A 20,386-nucleotide genomic window follows, 5' to 3' on the forward strand; every position below is an offset into this window, starting at 1 on the left:
GAAAGTGCCGGTCCAGGGGCTTGAAAAAGTCCAGGTGGATTGACCCCGCCTCACCAAATCGTATATAACTTTAGCCTATGCCTAAATCACTACTTATCGTCGAATCACCCACCAAGGCCAAGACCTTGCAAAAATACCTGGGCCCCGATATCCAGGTGGTCTCCAGCAAAGGGCACATCAAGGACCTGCCCAAAAATGAGCTGGGCGTGGACCTGGAGCACGACTTTCAACCCAAATACGTCACCATCCTGGGAAAGGCCAAGGTCATTCAGGACTTGAAGAAGGTGGCCGAAAATATCCAGGAGATTTTCCTGGGGCCTGACCCGGACCGGGAAGGGGAGGCCATCGCCTGGCACATCGCCGAGGTTTTGGGGGAGAAAAACCACCGATTCCACCGGGTGCTGCTCCTGGAGTTAACTCCCAAGGCCATCAAGGCGGCCCTAGCGAAACCGGTGAAGCTGAACCGGCCCCGTTATGACTCTCAGCAGGCCCGCCGTATCCTCGACCGCCTCGTGGGCTATCAGATCAGCCCGATATTGTGGCAAAAGGTGAAAACGGGCTTAAGCGCCGGGCGGGTGCAATCCGTGGCTTTGCGGCTGGTATGCGACCGCGAGCGGGCTGTTATGGCCTTTGTGCCCGAGGAGTACTGGAGCCTGGACGTCTGCCTGGAGGCCGGTTCGCCCCCGCCGTTTGTGGCCCATCTCTTGAAACACAAGAGCAAGAACATTAAGCCCGGCAGCGTGGTGGCGGTAGAGAAAATCCTGGACGCCCTGGATACCGCCGAGTTTCGGGTTGCCAAGATCGAGACCAAGCCGCAGCGGCGCAACCCCGCCCCGCCCTTCATTACCAGCAGCCTGCAGATGGAGGCCAACCGCAAACTGAGGTTTGCCCCCAAAAAGACCATGAGTCTCGCCCAGAAGCTCTATGAAGGCAAAGATTTGGGCGACGAAGGGCCTGTGGGCCTGATCACCTATATGCGGTCCGACTCCACCCGGGTGTCGGCCGAGGCCTTGGATGCGGTGCGGACCTTCGTCGGCGGCACCTATGGCGATGCGTATCTGCCCCAGGTCCCGAACAAGTTCAAAAGTCCCAAAGGAGCCCAGGAGGCCCATGAGGCCATCCGGCCCAGTGATGTGGCCCGGCGCCCCCAGGACGTGAAGGCGTTTCTGAGTAAGGATGAGCTGGCCCTCTATGACCTGATCTGGCGGCGGTTCGTGGCCTCCCAGATGACGCCCGCGGTTGTTGACCTGACTACCGTGGATATCAGCGCCGGAGATTACCTGTTCCGGGCCACCGCGTCGGTGCCGAAGTTCCCGGGGTTCACCAAGGTTTACCAGGAATCTGCGGAGATGGACGAGGAAGGCAAACCGGCCAAGCTACCGCCGCTGGCCCAGGGCGATCTGCTTAAGTTGCGCGATTTCGACCCCCAGCAGCACTTCACCAAGCCACCGGCCCGCTACACCGAGGCCTCCCTCATCAAAGAACTGGAGGTTCAGGGGATCGGCCGGCCCAGCACCTACGCCACCATCCTCACCAACCTCCAGGACCGTCTCTATGTGGTGAAGGAGAAGACCGCGCTCAAGCCCACGGAAATGGGGCTGGTGGTGAGCGATCTGCTGGTGGAGAATTTCCCCGACGTCATGGATCCCAAGTTTACTGCCGGCATGGAGGATAAGCTGGACCGGGTGGCGGATGGGAAGGTCCCCTGGCAGCAGGTCATGCAGGAATTTTACGGTACCTTTGCCCAGGCACTCGATGCGGCCAAGAAAGGCATGCGCCGGGTCAAGAGCGTGCCCACCGAGCTTAAATGTCCCGATTGCGGGGCCGAACTCGTGGTGCGCTGGGGTAAAAACGGCGAGTTCATCGGGTGTTCCGCCTATCCCGAGTGTGGCTTTACCGGGGATTTCACCCGGGATGCCCGGGGCCAGATAGCCCTTCAAGGCATGGAACCGGCCACTCCCGGTGCCACTGCGGAACAGCCGGGCCAGGCCACGGCGGCTCGGGGTAAGCCTGTGCCTACCGGGCAAATCTGCCCCAAATGCGGCAAGGAGTTGCTGCTGCGCCGGGGCAGGCTGGGCGAATTTTTGGGTTGCGCCGGCTATCCCAAGTGCAAGTTCACTCAGAATTTTACCCGAGGCCCCGAAGGCGAGATCATCCCCCAATCCCCGGAAGACGAGGCCGCGATCCCTTGCCCCAGGGAAGGCTGCGGCGGCCACCTGCTGAAGCGCCGCTCCCGCCGGGGCATCTTTTATGGCTGCAGCAACTACCCCAAATGCTCCTTCACCATGAACCAGCCGCCCCTGGAACAGCCCTGCCCTCAATGCCAGTTCCCCTGGCTCATGAAAAAAGGCAAAAAAATCCTCTGCCCCCGGGACGAATGCAGCCACGAGGAGGCTGCCGCGGCTGTTAATGAGTGAGGAGAGGATTGTAAAGGTTTTCGAGGGAGAGGGGAGGACGGGGGAACCCTTACAAAAAACTCCCCCCGGCCCTCCCCTCAACTCCTCCTGTCCTAATTCCACCATCACCATCATCGGCGGGGGGTTGGCAGGGAGCGAGGCGGCCTGGCAGGCGGCCCGGCGAGGGGTGCGGGTGCGTCTTCATGAGATGAAGCCCGTGAAATTCTCGCCGGCGCACCAATCGCCGTTTTTAGGGGAGCTGGTGTGCAGCAACTCGCTCAGGGCTGAAGGGCAGGGGTCCGCCGTGGGGCTCCTCAAAGAGGAGATGCGGCGGCTTAACTCCCTGATCATGAATGCGGCCCTGGCTACCCGGGTGCCCGCGGGCAAGGCCCTGGCAGTGGATCGGGGCGCGTTTGCGGCTTACATCACCCAGGCCCTGGAAGCTGAGCCTCTGATAGAAATCGTCCGGGAAGAGGTTGAGGATTTGCCCCTGGACCGGACCATTATAATCGCCACGGGGCCGCTCACTTCCGATCCTCTGGCCGCAGCCTTAGGAACGCTTACCGGACAGAAGCATCTGCATTTCTACGATGCCATCGCGCCCATTGTGGCCGCGGATTCCCTCGACATGGACATGATCTTCCGAGCCTCCCGCTACGGGGCCGGAGATGATTACCTCAACTGTCCCTTCAGCGAACCCGAGTACGCCGCGTTTTACCAGGCCTTGACGAGCGGTGAACAGGTACCCCTCAAACCCTTTGAAGAGCCCCGGTACTTCGAGGGCTGCCTGCCCGTGGAAATCATGGCGGCCCGGGGCTATCAAACCTTGTTGTTTGGCCCCTTAAAACCCGTGGGGCTGGTTGATCCCCGCACCGGCCGCCAGCCCTTTGCGGTGGTGCAGCTCAGGGCCGAAAACCGGGAAGGCACGCTCTACAACCTGGTAGGGTTTCAGACCAAGTTGAAGTATGGGGAGCAAGAACGAGTCTTCCGCCTCATCCCGGGGCTAGCGCACGCCGAGTTCGTGCGCCTGGGGTCCATCCACCGCAACACCTTCATCCACTCGCCGGGCCTGCTCTCGGCATACCTCAATTTCCTGGCGCACCCGCACCTGTTCCTGGCCGGTCAAATCTCCGGGGTGGAGGGCTACGTGGAATCCGCGTCCATGGGGCTCTTGGCCGGGATCAATGCCACCCGCCAGGCTTTGGGGCAACCGCTCCTCACACCGCCCCGGGAAACCGCGCTGGGCGCCCTCATCTACCACCTCACCAACACCGCCACCAAAGATTTCCAACCCATGAACGTCAACTTCGGCCTATTCCCGCCACTTGAGGGGCGTATTTCTAAGAAACTCCGGGGAGCGGCGTATGCGGAGCGGGCGTTGGAGGCGCTGGAGGAGTGGATAAGGAGTGAAGGAGAGGAAACGTAAAGGGTCAGAGGTGCTGAAATTCCGAGGTCGATTAAACCTAGTCGATTGTGGTGCTGAACTCTCGCTTTATCAGCGAGCTTCTTGCGCCGAATCGGCTGAAGGCGTTGTTTGGCGTCTTTCAGATCATTACCGGAGCCATTGCAATTGACCAGCCTTGTAGGCAAGAGTCGCAACTCCTGCGAGGATACTAGATACTGCAACAATCAGTGCCCAAAGCTGCTTGGTTTTAAGATGGGATAAAAGCACACCCACCTTCAGCTCTGCAGGGTCAAGATCAACCTTTTGCAAAGAAGTACTATTTTTCTGGATATACGACAACCACTCCCTGAAGACCTGCTGAAACTGGTCCGTCTTCAGAAAGGATGGTGAAAGATCTGTTTCGAGTGCCATCCACTCAAAACGGTCACTGAGCATACCCTGTCGTTTAACCCCACGTTGAACGAAGGTCAAGATAGGTACACGCTGTGCATACGCCATCGCCGCCTCCATTTGGTTCCAGATGGTGGGGTGTGACTCGTTCTTGATTTCCTTCTGCTCGGGCGAATCTGGTTTGTCGAGTGCCTCTATGATTCGTATGCGCTCGAACGCGATGACGATTGCTCCATCGCACTTTCCAATCAGGTCTCTTGAAGCTTCAACCGGCTGCCTGCCAGAGAAGCTGCTACGCCCAACTGTTTGAGGGGTACAATTATGGGACTTCAATTGGGCCTCTATGGCAGAGATGAAGTCTTCTTGTCCCTGAGTGTGCGGAGTACCACAACTCAAAAAAACCTCGTAAGGCTTTTCATCGCTCATCGCTTTTCACCCGATCACTCTTTAGTCTTATAGGGCGGCCCGTGGCCGCCGTCAAGGGAGGCGGCGCACACGGTGCGCCCTATAGCTACTTTTGCTTGGGAACCAGAAATAAATATCTTTCAACCGAAAACCGAAAACGGCCTAATACAGCCGGCTCACCAGTTTGCCCTGGCGGTAAAGGGAGATGTAGCTGTCCTGGGAGACGCAGATGCCCAGGACGCCCGGGGCGTAGGCGGAGAATTCCCGGGTCACCTGGTGGCGCATGCCACTGCCCAGGTCGTCCTGGTCCGGGATCAGACAGATGTTGGCGGGTTTCAGCCGGGCCCGGAACTGGCAGGCTTCCAGCCGGTCGTTGAAGATGACCGCGCCATCGGATTTGGCCAGGCCCACCAGGTGTTGAAGCCACGGTTCGGCCAGGGGTGCCGGGGTTGCCAGGCGCACCTGGTTTTCGATGGGGGTGTGGGGGTCGGCGAATTGCGTCTGGGTCAGGCCCAGGAGGAAGATGGCGCCGTGGCCGCTCCTGCGCGCCAACTCCAACAGCGTCTTGAGGCGGGGCATGACCCCGGCCAGGAGGCAGCCGGGACAGACCTCCCGCACCTGGCGCTCCAGTTCCTGCCAGAAAATGTCCTGGAACAGCGGGATATGGAGATGCCCCTGGCGGTATTCCAGGAAAGAGAGGCGGATGCGGGAATTCTTCCGGCCTTTCAAGGTCACCCAGAAGCTGATCCGGCCCCGGTGGGAAATGCTGGCCAAGGGCATAATGGCGCGCCAGGCCGCCACGGTAGCAAGCTGGCGTTGGGTGCCCTGGATGTGCTTGAGCAGGCCCACGATCCTGCCGTCGTGCACGGCCAGGAAGGTGGAGCGGCCATCGGCATTGAGGAGAAACTGCCGGAGCCCCTGCAAACCATGGTCCAGGGAGGTAAAGTTGGCTTCATGGAACCAGAGGAGGGAGGGCCAGCGTTGCCGGTAATAATCCAGGGGGCGGTAGTTGTTGAGAATGGCGAACCCCGTGAACAGGCGCTCACCTTCCACCGAATAATAGAGGAGGCGCTTGAAGAGGCGCCAGGCCCGGATAATGGCTTCCTCCCGGCCTTTGTCTAGCATGCCGCAACGGCGCAGGTCGGCGGCGGTGTAGAGCATGGAGCCGATGTAGGGGTTGTCCTGGGCGTCCAGCTTGATGGTGGCGCAGGGGGCCTGGGTCAGGCTCTGGAGGTAATCGGCCACCACCTGTTCTTCCAGGGAATAGGGGGTAAAAGAGTGCATGCCTGCCTCTTCCCCCCCCGACAGCGACAGGTGCATGATCACCAGCCGGCCGAAAAGCATGCTGAGGAAGCGGCAATGGAACGGGGAAAGCAGGAACGCGGTTTGGGTGGTGCGCAGCCGGAAAAAGAATTGAAAATCGGCCAATTCTACCCGGATGATATGGTAGATGATCTGATCGTTTTCGGTCAGGTTGGGGTAAATGACGCCCCGGACTTCCATGAGGTGGCGCTGGAGGTAAGTGGTGAAGCAGGGAAAGAGTTCCCGGCCCCCGGAGGCCTCCAAGGCTTCCAGGTCAGGGTTGTCCATCCAGTCTATGGTGCAGGTGGTGATGTCGTACACCAGGCGCAAGACCTCGGGAGTGGAGATGAGGAAGTGGAGTCGGGAAGCGAGGAACTCCTTGGTCTGGACTTGAGCTTTGGCCATGGGGCGCTGATTTTCCTTTATAGATATAGGGGCTAAAGGACCCGTGATTTCCTAACTATCCTAATATTATCATTTTTTTGCTGAAGTCCAGAGGCGTCTATGATTGGGAGCGAAGCTGGTGGCAGAAGGCGGGCAGATCGTGGCTGATCAACCGGGCTTGCGAAGCGATTTCGGGCCAATCCAGGGTAGTAAATTGGCGGTCATAGAGGAGCCAGCGGCCGCCCACCATGACGTGGGATACGTCCGCGGCCCGGGCGGCATAGACCAGATGGGAATAGGGGTCGTAGAGAGGGGTGAGGTGGGGCGGGTCCACGGGCACCACGATGAGGTCCGCGGCTTTGCCGATGGTCAGGGTGCCAGTTATGGCGCCCATTCCCACCACTTTGGCGCCCTCTCGGGTAGCCAGGGCCACCATTTGGGCCGCGGGCAAAAGGGTGGGATCATGACCCCAGACCTTGTGGAGCCGGGCCGCCAGGCTCATTTCGCCCCACAGGTCCAGGTTGTTGTTGGACGCGGCCCCGTCCGTGCCCAGACCTACGGGTACCCCGAGCTGAAGCATTTGGGGGATGGGGGCCACACCCGCGGCCAGTTTGAGATTGCTGTCGGGGCAATGGCTGACCTTAACCCCCCGATGAGCCAAAAGTTCCAGGTCGGGAGGCTTAAGCCACACGGCATGGACCGCGACCGTCGCGTCATCCAGCAGGCCCATGCGGTCCAGATAGGTCGCAGGGGTGAGACCCGTGCGCCGGGTCAGGTCCGCCACTTCCTCACGGGTTTCCGCCAGGTGGATGAAGAAGGGCACCTTATAGGCGCGGGTGAGGTCCTTGGCCTTTTGGAGGGTCTTTTCCCCGCACGTATAGGGCGAATGGCAGAAGACGCTGGAATAGAGCCGGTTTGGGTAAGCCGCCCCCGTATCTAGGAATTCGGCGGCCACCTCCAGGTTGCGGGCGGGGTCCGGGACCCCGGGCGCGGGAAAGTCCACCACCCCCTGAGCCACATTAGCCCTGAGACCGGCGTAGGCCAAGGCCCGGCGCACTTCGGCCTCGAAAAAGTAACTGTCGGCCACCGTGGTGATCCCGCCCCGGATCATTTCGGCCGCGGCCAGGAGCGCTCCCCAATAGACTTTGTCCTCATTGAGCCAGGCCCCTTCGGCAGGGAAGATGAACTCCGTAAGCCACTGCTTTAAGGGCAGATCGTCGGCCAGGCCCCGGAACCAGACCATGGGCGCGTGGCAATGGGTGTTGACCAGCCCGGGGAGGACCAGGGCGCCCTTAACGTCGAGGCTCTGCCGGGCGGCGGCAAGGTCCTGGGGGGCCGGCGTCTTACCCACCGCGGCGATTTTCTCGCCCCGGATGGCGACGTAGCCGGGGGAGATGGGGGCCGCCCCGGGTTCCATGGTGAGGACCAGGGCATTATGGAGCAGACAGTCCCACGTCATTGCATCAAAGTTAGTACTGTTGAGATCGGGGCCGGCTGGTCAACTCGGCAGATTTTGGTTGGGAGGAGATGCGCCTTGGTCCTGGTATTTTTCTTTGATGGCGGTAATCACCTCGTAAATGGCGAAAAAGGCCTCCACCACTTCCGGATCAAAGTGTTTGCCGGCCTGGCCTTTGAGGTAATCAATGGTCATCTCCTCGGTCCAGGGGCTTTTGTAAACCCGTTGGGAGACCAAAGCGTCGTAGACGTCGGCCAGGGCGACAATGCGGCCGGCAATGGGTATTTCCTCGCCCTTTTTCCCGGATCCCAAAGGAGGATTCTCCTGGTAAATATCGTCGATTGTACCCGGATATCCCGTGCCGTCCCATTTCTCATGATGGTTCAGGGCAATTTCCGCGGAGAGGGTATCCAGGTCGGATTCCTTATTGAAAAACAAGCGGGCCCCAAGAATCGTATGATACTTCATGATGCGGAATTCTTCCGGGTTAAGCGCCGCGGGTTTTTTCAGGATAAGATCGGAAATGGCCACTTTCCCCAAGTCGTGCAACATGGCGGCAATTCTGGTCAAATCTTTGGTATGCTTGATTTCGTCTTCGGCCTGGCCCTGCATGAGGGCCCACTGATGATAGACCTCGGCGGCATAGGCCCCCACCCGGTTGGCATGGAGCCCGGTTTCCTTGGGGTCCCGCAGTTCGCACATCTTGATCATTCTTAAGATCATCTCCCGGGTCATCATGGCCCGCTCGATGGCGGTGGCGGCGTTATCGGCAAAATAACTGAGCAGCAACTGGTCGCTTGGGGTGAAGCGCGTGGGACCCAGGTCAGCGCCCAGGGGATTGATAATCTGCATCACTCCCACGGTCTTGTTTTGGCTGGTCTTGAGGGGCAGCGCCAGGATTGATCGCGTCCGGTAATGGGCCTGTTCATCAAAGGCATGATTGAAACGGAATGGCATACTTTCCGGGATTTGATAGACGTCGTCAATGACCAGGGGCTTGCCGGTGAGGGCCACGTATCCGGCCAGGGAATGGTTATCAATCGGCAGCGTTTGACTGGTATAAATATATTTGTTACTGCTGGAGTCCCCAAACAGGGTGTCGTTGTGAATGTAATTGAAATTGAGGACGTTGTTTTCGATGAGATAGATGGAACCCGCGTCCGCCCGGGTCAACTCCCGGGCCTGGAGGAGCACCGCGTCCAACAAGGCGTGGATGTCTTTGATGTGACTAAGCTTCTCGACAATCTGCAAGATTCTGCTGCAGGTATCTCCCTCGGCTTGATTTTTCCCGATGTCAGGCTCACCTCTGGGTGGCGCCGGCTCCAAATACATCATTTACTCCCAGGGCCCAGGTTATCTTTAAGATTACAGAAATTATTCCGGTAGAATGGCCAGGATACATGGTTTATCGGCTAATATCCACCGGCGCGCCAGTTTTTTCTTCCACCGCCCGGACAAAGCGGTTCCAATCGATGATCCTGGCGAGATTGCGGTCCTGGATTTTCTTCATGGCATACTGGAGCATATCCGGAATCTTTAAGTAAATATCCTCGTGCACTTCCACATAGGTGCGGCCCTTGAGGAAACCGATTTTCACCGGCTCATAAATCATCTCCACCGACGTGCCCACCGGGGTCATATCGAAGAGCTTTTCAATATCCTCGGGATAATGACGGATACAGCCGTGGCTGACCAGGCGGCCCACGCCCATGGGGGCATGGGTGCCGTGGAGGCCGTAATGGGACAGGCCCATCCAGCGGTTGCCCACGGGACAATCATCCCCCGGCGGCATATAGGACATGCCGTATTTGGCCTGGAGCCCCTTGGGAATGCGCCAGCCGGGGTCGACCGCCTTGTTCTGGACCCGGAAGCGCTTGCCGATGGGCGTCTTATACTCAAAGACCCCGATGCCGATGGGAAAGGTCCAGACCTCGTGCTTATCGGGGAAAAAACGGTAGCCCCGGAGTTCGGCGACATTGATCAGGTAACCGGGAAGATTAGAGACTTGGGGTATGATCCACTGGGTGGGGATGACGATATCGGTTTCCCAGGGCAGATAAAAATGATCCAGGCCGTGGTGGAATTTGGCCAGTTCCCAGAAGCCCAGGTCATAGTCCCGGGCGATCTTATACAGGTTCTCGTAGCGGACGATGTGATGCGTTTGAGGTTGGCCCACCACGGTGACGGCGTTAGGGTCCACTCCGGCGCCCTGGGGGAGACGATAGGTGAACGGCCCCGCGCCCCAGGCCGGGGACCCCGCCAGGCACAGCCACCCCACCAGAATACCGGCGAGAAATCTTAGCAATATCGACATAGTATCCATTCTATCGGAAAACGGCGCTGCCAACACAAGTAAATTAATCACTTTGGGAGGCGCTTCAATACATTGTAAGAAATAATCGGGGTTTTTCGAGGGCTTACGTTCGAAGAAATGCCTTGCGCCTGCAAATGTTTAGCGCCATAGTATGAGTATGATTTTAGATGCTCACACCCATGTTTTTCCTGATGAAGTCTGCCGCCGCCGGGAGGATTTCTTTGCCGACGAGCCGGCCTTTCGCCTGCTCTATGATTCGCCGAAGTCCAAGCTGGTGGGGCCTGAAGAGATGGTGGGGGCCATGGCTGAGGCGGGCGTTGACGCCGCGGTGGTCATGGGCTTTCCCTGGCGGGCCGAACGCCTCTGGCGCCGCCAACACGAAGTGATCCTCGAGGCCATGCGCCGCTTTCCCCGGGCGCTGGTCGGCTTTTGCGCGGTGCACGTAATGGAGCCCGGCGCCCCCCGGGAGGTGGAGCGCTGTCTGGCCGCGGGTTTCCGGGGCGTGGGCGAGCTGGCCTGGTATGAAGCCGACCTGGGCGAGGACCTGACCACGGTCCTGGCCCCCATCGCCGAACTCTGCCAGCATTACCGGGCGCCGCTGCTCCTGCACACCAACGACCCGGTAGGCCCCCGCTATCCGGGCAAAGCCGCGCTGTCGCTCCCGGCCCTTTACGCGGCCATCAAGGCCTTTCCGGAAGTCGACTGGATTTTGGCCCACTGGGGCGGCGGCCTGCCCTTTTATGGCCTGATGAAAAAAGAAGGCCCCGAGGTCCTGAAGCGGGTCTATTTCGACACCGCAGCCTCCCCCTACCTCTACCGGCCGGAGATTTACCGCTTGGCCGCCGAGATGGTGGGCCCGGAAAAAATCCTCTTCGGCAGCGACTATCCTCTGCTGCCGGTCAGCCGTTACCTGAAAGAGCTTGAGGCCGCCAACCTGCCGGAGGAGTGGCGGGAGATGATTTTGGGGAAGAATCTGGCGAAGTTGCTGGATTGGTGATTTTAGCGGTCAGCTGACAGCTTAACAGCTTTTAATTTAGATAGAGCAATATATTTTCTAATTTAATTTGTTTTCTTGACAAAATTACCCTGAAACTACACGGGAGGTGGAAAATGGCTAAGAAAGTTTCTATAATAAACTTCAAAGGTGGCGTTGGTAAAACTACTCTTAGTCTTCATCTTTCGACCTATCTTGCCAGGGAAAATCGAGTTCTTGTAATAGACGTTGATCATCAGTCAAGTCTATCAATTGTGATGCTTGGCGGCAAATTGTGGGAGCGATGTTCAAATGATAGGGAAACAATTAATAGAATTTTTGAGTCTTTTTGTAATCGTAATGTTCAAATGCCAGGACATGAAATAATTTCTTCAAACCCATTTCATGCTAGATCACGTAGATATGACTATTACCCTAATTTAGATTTAGTTCCTGCTCAGTTTGAATTAGATGATACGGAGATAGAACTAGCTTCTACTACGATAGGTGGACCTACGCTTTCGGAATGGGAAAAACGAACACTTCTGGCTTCTTGGCTTGATGCAGTCGACGCTGATGAAAACTATGACTATATTATATATGACTGTCCGCCAGCAACGAAGCTGGTTAGCCAGAACGCGTTAGCAGCAAGCGACTGCTTCATAATACCAGTGATTCCTGATGAAATGTCAACACGTGGAGTTACTCATTTTTTGAACCTTGTAAGAAACAAAATTGACGCTAAACTCAAATTTCTACACGACGCCGCAAGTATTTCTGTTCAAGATACACCAAAATCATATGTTGCAGACACAAAAGCAGCATGCATTGTCCCATTCATGGCAAAAACTGCTGGCGCAGCGCATTCGGGTCTCACAAACCTTCATACAAGGAAAATCAGAGAGCTCCGAAGGCAATGGGGGGATTTAGTGCTCAAGCCTATTGTTAAAAACTTGTCCGGGGTACCTGAAAGCATAGACTTGGGATGGCCTGTCTGGCATTCAGGAGCCCCTAATGCCTCTCAAGACGTAATAAATATGATGAAATCCGTTTGTAGAGAAATCACCGAAAATAGGATTTGAGAAATGAAAAATTCAACTGCAGAGACAAGCTCCTGCGATCACTCAGCTTTTAAGAAGTTATTAAAAATTCTTAAACTAAACTTTGAGTATCTGGAAAGGGCCAACGCTGACCAGAACTTGCTCGCTGTCTATGGTACGTTGTTGGAATATTTAGGCAACATCAAATATCAAGACCTTATCAACTTTCTATCTCGGAAACAAGATAGAACCCTGTTCGGTCAGCAACTACGAACTGAACTGTCCGAACAGGAGATATCAAGATTAAGCCTGGATGATATCAATAGCATTATCCACGACAGAGAAAACACTAGAAAGGACCTGGAGCGTATAGCTATTCTACGTTTTGGGATGACTAAGGGAGAAACATCCAAAATTAAGAACAAAGAAATCCTGATTGAAAGGCTACAGGCTCTGATTGACAATGAGAGAACACATGAGTCTATCAGTAGACAAGCAGGCAAAAATCAAACAACGTGATTATTCTAGTTCCCAAGCTGAGCTTGGGAACCAAAATGATGGCAAAGCTTTGCTGTGCTCATTAATCCCATAGGTTAGTCAGTAGGCACAATGAATTTTATCGAGCCCAAGCTCAGCTTGGGCCATGATATCGTTCCCAAGTGCAACTTGGGAACGAGGTTTAAAACGAGTTACGACGCAGAGGCGACCCATTCTATAACCCCTAAGGGATTCATATGCCTCACATTAAATTTTTGCCGGATGACCAGGAAGTTGAGGTGCACGAAGGTGAGACGATTCTCCTGGCCGGGCTGCGGGGCAACATCCCCCATGCCCACCTGTGCGGGGGCAGCGCCCGGTGCTCCACCTGCCGGGTGATTGTTCTGGAGGGGCTGGAGAATTGTGCGCCGCGTAATGCCGAAGAGCAGGCCATTGCAGATATGTTGAAGTTTGACCCGAGGGTTCGTCTGGCCTGTCAGACCGTGGTCACGGGGGATGTCAAACTTCGCCGGGTGGTAACCGATGTTTTGGAAGATGTGGATTTAACCAGTCTCTATGTTAAGGGGGTTGAGCCGTGTTCAGTCGGGGTCGAGAAGTATGTCTTGATCCTTTTTGCTGATATTCAAGGCTTCACGCCATTTGCTGAGAGCCTGCTGTCTTATGATGTCATTCATGCCCTGAACCTCTACTTCCAGAAAGTGGGTGAAGTGATCGGACGCCATGGCGGGGTTATTAACAACTACATGGGGGATGGTTTTATGGCGCTCTTTGAAGCCGATGACCCGGCTGAGGGCGCTCTGCGGGCGGTCACCGCGGGACTGGATATGTTAGAGGCCGTCTTTAAGCTCAAGCCTTATTTCGAGGAAATCTATCATAAGAGTTTTCAGATCCGGATAGGGTTGCACTTTGGACAGGTGGTGGCAGGGAAACTTGGCTCTCCGGGGAATAGAAAGATGACGGTCATCGGGGATACGGTGAACCTGGCCAGCCGGATCGAAGCCGCCAACAAGCAAGCCGGCACCCAATTTCTCATCTCTGACGCTATGTATGCCCTGGTGAAAAAGGAGATTCAGGTTGGCCGGCGGGTCCGCCTTACCCTCCCCGGTAAAACCGGCAGATACAACCTCTATGAAGTCGTTGGCTTGATGAATGCGAACTCCTGAACTCAAAAGGGCAATATCTGCTCAAGCTGGCTTTTAACTCGTTCCCAAGTGCAACTTGGGAACGAGTTAAAAATACGCCTTGGGAACGAGGTAAAAGTCCTAACATCCTAATCACTTCGCACTTCCCGGATACCATGCCGTTTGACTTTAACCTGACCGAAGCTCAACAACAGCGCCTGCTGCAGGTGGCCGCCGGGGCTTGTTACCTTTTAATCGCCTGCTATGGCGGCTTTATCCTTTATTTGGTGAGCGGATTTTGGACCACACCCGGCTGGTTTTATCGCACCGGCATTCCCGCGGGAGCCGATTTTTTGCAGATCTGGGCGGCATCGTCGTTGGCCCTGGGCGGCCACCCCACCTGGATTTATAACCCGGCTGTCCTCAAGACCGCGGAGACCGCCATTGTGGGGGGCACATTTACCGGCTATCTCCCCTGGCATTACCCGCCGTCGTTTTTATTCCTGGCCCTGCCCACCGCACTCCTGCCCTATCCGGCCGCCCTGTTGATCTGGCTGCTCGTGCCCTTAGGCGGGCTCGTGCTCCTGGTCTCCCGCCTGGCGCCGCATCCCCTGGCCTGGAAGTTGGCCCTGGCGTTTCCGGCCATCCCGTTGAACCTGTTTTACGGCCAGGGGGCTTTTCTGATCACCTGGCTCCTGGGAGCCGGGCTACTGTGGCTTAAGACCTGGCCCGTGGGCAGTGGCATTCTCTTTGCCCTCATCCTCAATTACAAACCGCACCTGGGATTATTAGTCATGGTGGCCCTGCTCTGCGGCCGCTGCTGGCGGGCGTTAGGGGCGCTCGTTATCACCACGGCCGCCCTGATGCTGGCCAGCGCCTTAGCCTTCGGCCTCGATACCTGGCTGGCCTTCTTCAAAAATCTCAGTTTTGCGAGCCTGAAACTCAGGGATGAAGCCATTTTGTGGGATAGGATGCCCACGGTGTTTGCGGCCATCCGGCTCCTGGGCGGCAGCGCCCGGCTGGCCTTGGCCGCACAACTTCTGGTCACCGGCGGGACGGTGGCCCTGGTCGCCTGGGTCTGGCGCCGCGCTTTACCCTTGGCGGTGCGGGGGGCGGTGCTCGTGTTGGGCACCTTGCTGATCAATCCCTATGCCTTCGACTACGACCTGACCCTGCTGGTGCTGCCGCTGGCCTGGTTCGGCTGGGAAATTTTTCAGAAAAATGACGGGATTGGCGATATACTCATATTTGCCCTGGTCTACCTCAGCCCCGTGCTCACCCTGTATCCGGTGCAGGTCGCGAAGTTTAATCCCGAGCCCCTGCTGATCGCCGTATTTATGCTCGTTATAGCTTACCGGGGCCTCCGGCAGGCTCCCGGGCTTGAGGCCGGCGCAAAGACTGTTACGCCTGGGTAGATTTTTTTGATATCGTAAAAAGATACCTCCTATACCTAGATATTGATTTATCCTCAATCTAAAGGAACTTATTTTGGATCATACCTCAGACATTCTGGTAATTGGCTCAGGTCTTGCAGGATTAGGTTATGCCCTGAAGGTGGCGGATTTCGCCCGGGTCAACCTGATAACCAAAAAAGGCCTGACGGAAACTTCCACCAGCAAGGCCCAGGGTGGTATTGCCGCGGTGTTGGGACCCGATGACCGCTTCGAGTACCACATAAAGGACACCCTCACCGTGGGCGAAGGCCTGTCCCACCCGGATATCGTGGAGTTGGTGGTCCGGCAAGGCCCGGCGCGCATCCGGGAGCTGGTGGAAATGGGGGCCCATTTCGATCATGGCAAAGACAACGGCTACGATTTGGGCCGGGAAGGCGGCCATTCCCACCGCCGGGTGATTCATGCCCAGGACATGACCGGGGCCGAAGTGGAGCGCATCCTCTCGGAAAAAGTCCTGGCCCACCCCAACATCCGGGTTTTTGAACATCACATGGGGGTGGACCTGATCACCCGCCAGCGCCTGGTGCGCCGGGGCGCGGTGGTGGCCAACACCGAGGAATCTTGTCTGGGAGCCTATGTTCTGAACACCATGACCGGAGAAGTTGACACGTTTATGGCCGCCATCACCCTGTTAGCCACCGGGGGGGTGGGCAAGGTCTATCTCTATACCAGCAACCCGGATATCGCCACCGGAGACGGCATCTCCATGGCCTATCGGGCCGGAGCCTGGATCGGCAACATGGAATTTGTGCAATTTCATCCCACCTGCCTCTATCATCCCGCGGCCAAGAACTTCCTCATTTCCGAGGCGCTCCGGGGCGAAGGGGCCACCCTCATCGATCAGGCGGGCAAGGCCTTCATGGAGAAGTACCATCCCCTGAAGGACCTGGCGCCCCGGGACACGGTGGCCCGGGCTATCGACCTGGAAATGAAAAAAACCGGCGCGGACTGTGTCTACCTGGATATCAGCCACAAGCCGGCAGATTTCGTTAAAAGCCGCTTTCCCAACATCTACCATGAATGCGAGAAGTTCGGCATCGATCTCACCAAAGAGCCCATCCCGGTGGTGCCCGCGGCCCATTATATGTGCGGCGGAGTGGCGACGGACGCCTGGGGCCGCACGACCATCTCCAACCTGTTTGCGGTAGGGGAGGTGTCCATGACCGGCCTCCACGGCGCCAACCGCCTGGCCAGCAACTCACTCCTGGAGGCCCTGGTCTTTTCCCACCAGGCGGCCCAGGTAGCCCAAGAGACGCTGCCCGATCTTCTGGCCAAACCCGCGGCGCCGGCGCCGGAATGGAACCCCTTCGGGGCCACCGACAGCGAAGAAGCCGTGGTGGTGTCCCACAACTGGGACGAAATCCGGCGATTTATGTGGAACTACGTGGGCATCGTCCGCACCGACCGGCGGCTGCTGAGGGCGCAACACCGGATCGACCTGATCCAGCAGGAGATTCAGGAGTACTACTGGAACTTTATCATCACCAGCGATCTTTTAGAGTTGCGCAATATCGCCACGGTGGCCGACCTCATTATCCGCATGGCCTTAAGCCGCAAAGAGAGCCGCGGCTTGCACTACAACCTGGATTACCCCCAGATTGATGATGAAAATTTTCATAAGGATACGGTGATTTCCTCTGAAGGCTGGCATTGAAAGGGGGGACAAGATCCTCCTGGTGGATGATGACCCGCAGCTCTTGAGCACTCTGACCGAGTGCCTCGATGGTCAAGGCTATGCCGTGACCGCGGCTGCGGACGGTCATCAGGCCATGGAGGCCCTCACGGCCCAGGAATTCGCCCTGGCCCTCCTGGACCTCATGCTCCCCGGCGCCTCCGGCCTGGACCTGTTAACCCACCTCAAGACCCACTCCCCGGATACGGAAGTTATCCTCATCACCGGCCACGCCGGCCTGGACAGCGCGGTTCAGGCCTTGCGCCTGGGGGCTTATGACTACCTGATCAAATCCGACTTGCGCCTGGCCGAGCTTCAGGCCCTGGTAGCCCGGGCGTTGGAGCGGCGCCGGCTGGCCCGGGAAAACCGGGAACTGGTGGCCCACCTCACCCAGGCCCGGGAAGAACTGGCCAACCGTAGGGCCCGGGAGTTAACCCAGGTGCGCCAAATCGGCGAGACCCTGGTCGGTCCTCTCACCTGGGATCAGCTCAGCCAGGGGCTGGTCAACCTCATCTGGAACAGCTTCCCCGTCCAACTCCTGGGTCTGACGATGCAAGGCCCCATGCCAGAGCTGCCCCTGGAGGCCTTTCGATGTCAGACTGACATCCCGGACGCCGGCTATCGGACTTTTCAGGAGGTGCTGAAGGGTCAACTGACGGCTGACTGCGCCGCGCCGTCCCCCACCGGGACGCCGCTGCCGCAAATGCTCTGGCACAAGGTGGCGGTGGAAGACGTCATTCTAGTTGCGGGGGCCGGACGCCAGGAGCCCTTCACCCCGGAGGAAGCCGAGCTCTTCCAGATTTTTATCCTCCAGGGAGAGGCCGGGATCAAGAATCTGGCGCTCTTCGAGCAGGTGAAAAGCCTGGCCCTCCGGGATGCCCTGACCGGCCTGCACAATTACCGCTATTTCCGGGAAACGCTCTCACATGAGGTGGAACGGAGCCGCCGCTATAACCTGCCGCTCTCCCTGCTCTTCCTGGACATCGATGATTTCAAACAGATCAACGACACCCTGGGCCATCTGCACGGGGATGCGATCATCCGGGACGTGGGTGCGATCCTGAAGAGCGGCATCCGCCTGGCCGACCTGCTGTGCCGCTACGGCGGCGACGAGTTTGTCCTGCTCATGGGCCAGACGCCGCTCTCGCAGGCCGAACTTTTGGCAGAGAGATTGCGGCGCCTCATTGCCCAGTCGCCTTTGAACCAAGCAGGTCTTGGCCCTGGCGTTACCGTGAGTATCGGCATGGCGGGGCTGAGGCCGGGGATGAGTATGGAGGACTTGATCAAGGCCGCGGACGGGGCCCTGTATCGGGCCAAGGAAGCCGGTAAAAACCGGTGCTGTGGTCCGCAACCCGGAGGACTAAGAGTAGAGACCGTCTGAAACCCGCATCACTTATTGCGTTTGCCATAAATTTATGCCGCTGGCTGATTTTTAAATCCCCCTAAATCCCCCTTTTTCAAAGGGGGACTTTATAAGTAATTCCTTATAGTTCCCCCCTTTACCAAAGGGGGGTTAGGGGGGATTTGGGGTGTTAAAGTATCTCCTATTACGGAAAAAACTTTTGGCAAACGCTATAATACCTACCGCATTTTTTGAACTTTTTATGCCGATGTGCTGCGCGTCCACCCGTCACGCACCTGTTTCAGGAAATGGTATCCAGCACCACGTACCCCTGCTGTTTCAAGGTGCCCACGATGGGCTCCAGGTTGGCTTTTTCCAGGCGGAAATAATAGGGACGCTTGTCCCCTTTGAGGGGTCCTAACGCGACGTTGATGACCTTGCCGCCGGCTTCCTTGATGAGGCGGGAGGCCGCGTCCAGGGCCTCGGGTAGGTTGTCCAGGAGGAGGTCCAGGCGGGAGGAACTCTTAAGCAGGCCCAGCATGGCGATGAACGCGCCAATCAGGTCCTGCATGGTGATGACCCCCATGAGCCGATCGCCATCCACCACGGGCATGCCGCCGATTTTATGTTCGTGGATCAGGCGGGCCGCTTCTTCCACGTCGGTGTCGGGAGTGACGCTCAAAGGGGCCTGGACCATGACGTCGCCCACCTTGATCTCTTCCAGCATGGAGGCCAAAAGGATTTCACGCAGATCCCGGGAGGTGATCCAGCCCACCATACGGTTTTTGGTCATAACCGGCAGGTGGCGAATCTTGTGCTTTTGCATTAACTTCAAGGCCTGGCCCACTTGCTTGTCAGGAGAGATGGTGACAATCTTGGTGCTCATTATCTGACTGACCAGCATGACGCGCCTCCTTGGTCCTTCCTTCCCGCCACCTTAAAACAAAGCGGCGGGAATTTCAACGAAATTCCCGCCTGTGGCAAGTTGTGGGCCAGGACCGACACCTCTCCCCCACCCCAACCCTCCCCCATCAAGGGGGGGGAGAAAAAGGTTTCCGAAATGAGTTACGATAAACCCGGAGAGCGTCCTAATTGGTGGCCAGTTGTTGCTGCAAAGTGGCGATGACGTGCTCGGCTTCGCCGATGTAGGTTGACATATTGGCCCGGTGATTGGCCAGGATGCCGTCTTTGGTGCCGTTGGTCACGACCCAGGGGCCTAGATGGGACGCCTCATGGAGGGCATGGATGGCGTCGTCCAGAAGCTTATGGGAGTTTTTCTTTTGGAGTTCCTCGTGAAATTCCTTGGTGACCGCCTCCAGCATCTCCGCCATGGATAAGGCGATGCCCTGGGAGTAATAGAAGTAGTCGTCCACCATAAACCAGGAAACGGTCTGGCCGTCGGCTTCCGTGTCTTTGATGAGGTTGTGGTAGCTGCTGCCCAACAGGTCTTTGTAGTTACTGAGCAGGGCGATCAAGTAATCCACCCGGGAATAGAACCGGGCCCGTCCCACCTTTAAGTTTTCGATATACTTTTCCAGGTCTTGCATGGCTTCCCGGTACTTGCCGGAGGCGGAGGGAAACCAGTATTTGTCAGGGCTGACCATGAAAAAGTTCATGGCTTCGTTTACCCGGGGATTATAGGCCTCGGTGGTGGCAAACCGGGTCATGTGCTCATTGAGCACCACCACGGTGCGCCGGGCCACTTCCAGGACCCCCAGTTGGGTGTTGTTGACGTTGTCCGTCAGGCCAAATTTGCCGAATATGATGCTGTTGGGCCGCCACCCGAACCAGGTCTTGCTGACCTGTTGGTCCATGATTTTAATCAAGGATTCGGTAAAGACCTCACCCTTGACCGGTTCCCGGCTGGGCGGGGCCAGGGCCGGAGCGGCCGGCGGCACATGAGCCGGAGCTTCTTTGGGGGGCGCGGCGGGGATCACCGGCGCCGTATGGGCTTCCTTGGGGGACCCCGGCATGAGAGGCTTTACCTCGGCGGGGGCAGGGGCTGCCGGCGTGGCTTCGCCATGGGGCGCAGCGGCCACAGGTGCCACCGCCGTCTCCGGCGAGGTCGATCCCTTGCGCAGGGCACCCCAGGCAAAGAGCGATCCCAAAAACAGGATGACCACCAGCGAAACGATGAGGAAGCGGTGGCTCATGATCAGATGCAGCAGTCCCCTGGGTGGTGGTACCGGCGCCAGAAACTGTCCCGGTTCGGGAGTATCATTGGGCGTCATGGA

At 57.5% G+C, this 20,386-nt stretch carries 16 protein-coding genes; 9 read left to right on the forward strand and 7 right to left on the reverse strand.

Translation table 11 applies throughout. From position 1 onward, the window contains the following. Nucleotides 1-77: 77 nt before the first annotated feature. Together topA and trmFO are read left to right on the forward strand one after the other, a co-directional pair. On the forward strand, nucleotides 78-2,417 hold the full coding sequence (topA, locus tag WC600_07385) for a type I DNA topoisomerase (GenBank protein MFA4902553.1): 2,340 nt from the start codon (nucleotides 78-80) through the stop codon (nucleotides 2,415-2,417). Then, nucleotides 2,410-3,822, forward strand: a complete 1,413-nt coding sequence (trmFO, locus tag WC600_07390; protein ID MFA4902554.1) for a methylenetetrahydrofolate--tRNA-(uracil(54)-C(5))-methyltransferase (FADH(2)-oxidizing) TrmFO — start codon at nucleotides 2,410-2,412, stop codon at nucleotides 3,820-3,822. Before topA ends, trmFO begins: the two co-directional genes overlap by 8 nt. Nucleotides 3,823-3,948: 126 nt before the next feature. Here trmFO and WC600_07395 read toward each other — a convergent pair whose 3' ends face one another. From WC600_07395 to WC600_07415, 5 genes are all read right to left on the reverse strand, one after another. Beyond that, nucleotides 3,949-4,617, reverse strand: a complete 669-nt coding sequence (locus WC600_07395; protein ID MFA4902555.1) for a hypothetical protein — start codon at nucleotides 4,615-4,617, stop codon at nucleotides 3,949-3,951. A gap of 141 nt (nucleotides 4,618-4,758) precedes the next feature. Further along, the gene (locus tag WC600_07400; GenBank protein MFA4902556.1) at nucleotides 4,759-6,303 is read right to left on the reverse strand and encodes a hypothetical protein; all 1,545 of its coding nucleotides are present in this window, start codon (nucleotides 6,301-6,303) and stop codon (nucleotides 4,759-4,761) included. Nucleotides 6,304-6,400: 97 nt separating this feature from the next. Continuing rightward, entirely contained in the window at nucleotides 6,401-7,741 is a 1,341-nt protein-coding gene (locus WC600_07405) for an amidohydrolase (protein MFA4902557.1), read from the reverse strand. Nucleotides 7,742-7,780: 39 nt separating this feature from the next. Beyond that, nucleotides 7,781-9,073 carry an HD domain-containing phosphohydrolase gene (locus WC600_07410; protein ID MFA4902558.1) on the reverse strand — a complete coding sequence of 431 codons (1,293 nt, stop codon included), beginning with the start codon at nucleotides 9,071-9,073 and terminating at the stop codon, nucleotides 7,781-7,783. A 70-nt stretch (nucleotides 9,074-9,143) separates the two neighbouring features. After that, complete coding sequence (locus WC600_07415; GenBank protein MFA4902559.1) at nucleotides 9,144-10,052, reverse strand: L,D-transpeptidase family protein; 909 nt, start codon at nucleotides 10,050-10,052, stop codon at nucleotides 9,144-9,146. 151 nt (nucleotides 10,053-10,203) lie between these two features. Between WC600_07415 and WC600_07420 the strand changes: the two genes are divergently transcribed. The 7 genes from WC600_07420 (at nucleotide 10,204) to WC600_07450 (ending at nucleotide 18,191) form a co-directional block, all read left to right on the forward strand. Then, entirely contained in the window at nucleotides 10,204-11,049 is an 846-nt protein-coding gene (locus WC600_07420) for an amidohydrolase family protein (protein ID MFA4902560.1), read from the forward strand. A 113-nt stretch (nucleotides 11,050-11,162) separates the two neighbouring features. Continuing rightward, nucleotides 11,163-12,107: an AAA family ATPase gene (locus tag WC600_07425; GenBank protein MFA4902561.1), complete on the forward strand. Its 945-nt coding sequence runs from the start codon at nucleotides 11,163-11,165 to the stop codon at nucleotides 12,105-12,107. Between the two features lie 3 nt (nucleotides 12,108-12,110). After that, the gene (locus WC600_07430; GenBank protein MFA4902562.1) at nucleotides 12,111-12,584 is read left to right on the forward strand and encodes a hypothetical protein; all 474 of its coding nucleotides are present in this window, start codon (nucleotides 12,111-12,113) and stop codon (nucleotides 12,582-12,584) included. Between the two features lie 215 nt (nucleotides 12,585-12,799). Next, nucleotides 12,800-13,726 (forward strand): adenylate/guanylate cyclase domain-containing protein, encoded by a 927-nt coding sequence (locus tag WC600_07435; protein MFA4902563.1) that lies wholly within the window; start codon nucleotides 12,800-12,802, stop codon nucleotides 13,724-13,726. A 134-nt stretch (nucleotides 13,727-13,860) separates the two neighbouring features. Next, a complete protein-coding gene (locus WC600_07440) occupies nucleotides 13,861-15,099 on the forward strand; it encodes a glycosyltransferase family 87 protein (GenBank protein ID MFA4902564.1) in 1,239 nt (412 codons plus the stop codon). Nucleotides 15,100-15,172: 73 nt separating this feature from the next. Continuing rightward, nucleotides 15,173-16,792 carry an L-aspartate oxidase gene (nadB, locus tag WC600_07445; GenBank protein MFA4902565.1) on the forward strand — a complete coding sequence of 540 codons (1,620 nt, stop codon included), beginning with the start codon at nucleotides 15,173-15,175 and terminating at the stop codon, nucleotides 16,790-16,792. Between the two features lie 22 nt (nucleotides 16,793-16,814). Continuing rightward, nucleotides 16,815-18,191, forward strand: coding sequence for a diguanylate cyclase (locus WC600_07450; protein ID MFA4902566.1), 1,377 nt, complete (start codon nucleotides 16,815-16,817; stop codon nucleotides 18,189-18,191). A gap of 262 nt (nucleotides 18,192-18,453) precedes the next feature. Here the strand turns inward: WC600_07450 and WC600_07455 are convergent, their stop codons facing one another. Together WC600_07455 and WC600_07460 are read right to left on the reverse strand one after the other, a co-directional pair. Next, nucleotides 18,454-19,056, reverse strand: coding sequence for a CBS and ACT domain-containing protein (locus WC600_07455; protein ID MFA4902567.1), 603 nt, complete (start codon nucleotides 19,054-19,056; stop codon nucleotides 18,454-18,456). A gap of 184 nt (nucleotides 19,057-19,240) precedes the next feature. Further along, nucleotides 19,241-20,383 carry a DUF2333 family protein gene (locus WC600_07460; protein ID MFA4902568.1) on the reverse strand — a complete coding sequence of 381 codons (1,143 nt, stop codon included), beginning with the start codon at nucleotides 20,381-20,383 and terminating at the stop codon, nucleotides 19,241-19,243. Nucleotides 20,384-20,386: the final 3 nt, after the last annotated feature.

The organism is Desulfobaccales bacterium (genome assembly GCA_041648175.1).
Taxonomy (GTDB): Bacteria; Desulfobacterota; Desulfobaccia; order Desulfobaccales; family 0-14-0-80-60-11; genus 0-14-0-80-60-11.

Excerpts from the sequence above, each read along its gene's own strand:
- WC600_07440 (MFA4902564.1), top strand. The coding sequence starts at position 13,861 with ATGCCGTTTGACTTTAACCTGACCGAAGCTCAACAACAGCGCCTGCTG.
- WC600_07425 (MFA4902561.1), top strand. The coding sequence starts at position 11,163 with ATGGCTAAGAAAGTTTCTATAATAAACTTCAAAGGTGGCGTTGGTAAA.
- WC600_07435 (MFA4902563.1), top strand. The coding sequence starts at position 12,800 with ATGCCTCACATTAAATTTTTGCCGGATGACCAGGAAGTTGAGGTGCAC.
- WC600_07455 (MFA4902567.1), bottom strand. The coding sequence starts at position 19,056 with ATGCTGGTCAGTCAGATAATGAGCACCAAGATTGTCACCATCTCTCCT.
- WC600_07395 (MFA4902555.1), bottom strand. The coding sequence starts at position 4,617 with ATGAGCGATGAAAAGCCTTACGAGGTTTTTTTGAGTTGTGGTACTCCG.
- WC600_07415 (MFA4902559.1), bottom strand. The coding sequence starts at position 10,052 with ATGTCGATATTGCTAAGATTTCTCGCCGGTATTCTGGTGGGGTGGCTG.
- WC600_07460 (MFA4902568.1), bottom strand. The coding sequence starts at position 20,383 with ATGACGCCCAATGATACTCCCGAACCGGGACAGTTTCTGGCGCCGGTA.
- trmFO (MFA4902554.1), top strand. The coding sequence starts at position 2,410 with ATGAGTGAGGAGAGGATTGTAAAGGTTTTCGAGGGAGAGGGGAGGACG.
- WC600_07410 (MFA4902558.1), bottom strand. The coding sequence starts at position 9,073 with ATGATGTATTTGGAGCCGGCGCCACCCAGAGGTGAGCCTGACATCGGG.
- topA (MFA4902553.1), top strand. The coding sequence starts at position 78 with ATGCCTAAATCACTACTTATCGTCGAATCACCCACCAAGGCCAAGACC.
- WC600_07400 (MFA4902556.1), bottom strand. The coding sequence starts at position 6,303 with ATGGCCAAAGCTCAAGTCCAGACCAAGGAGTTCCTCGCTTCCCGACTC.
- WC600_07430 (MFA4902562.1), top strand. The coding sequence starts at position 12,111 with ATGAAAAATTCAACTGCAGAGACAAGCTCCTGCGATCACTCAGCTTTT.
- WC600_07420 (MFA4902560.1), top strand. The coding sequence starts at position 10,204 with ATGAGTATGATTTTAGATGCTCACACCCATGTTTTTCCTGATGAAGTC.
- WC600_07405 (MFA4902557.1), bottom strand. The coding sequence starts at position 7,741 with ATGACGTGGGACTGTCTGCTCCATAATGCCCTGGTCCTCACCATGGAA.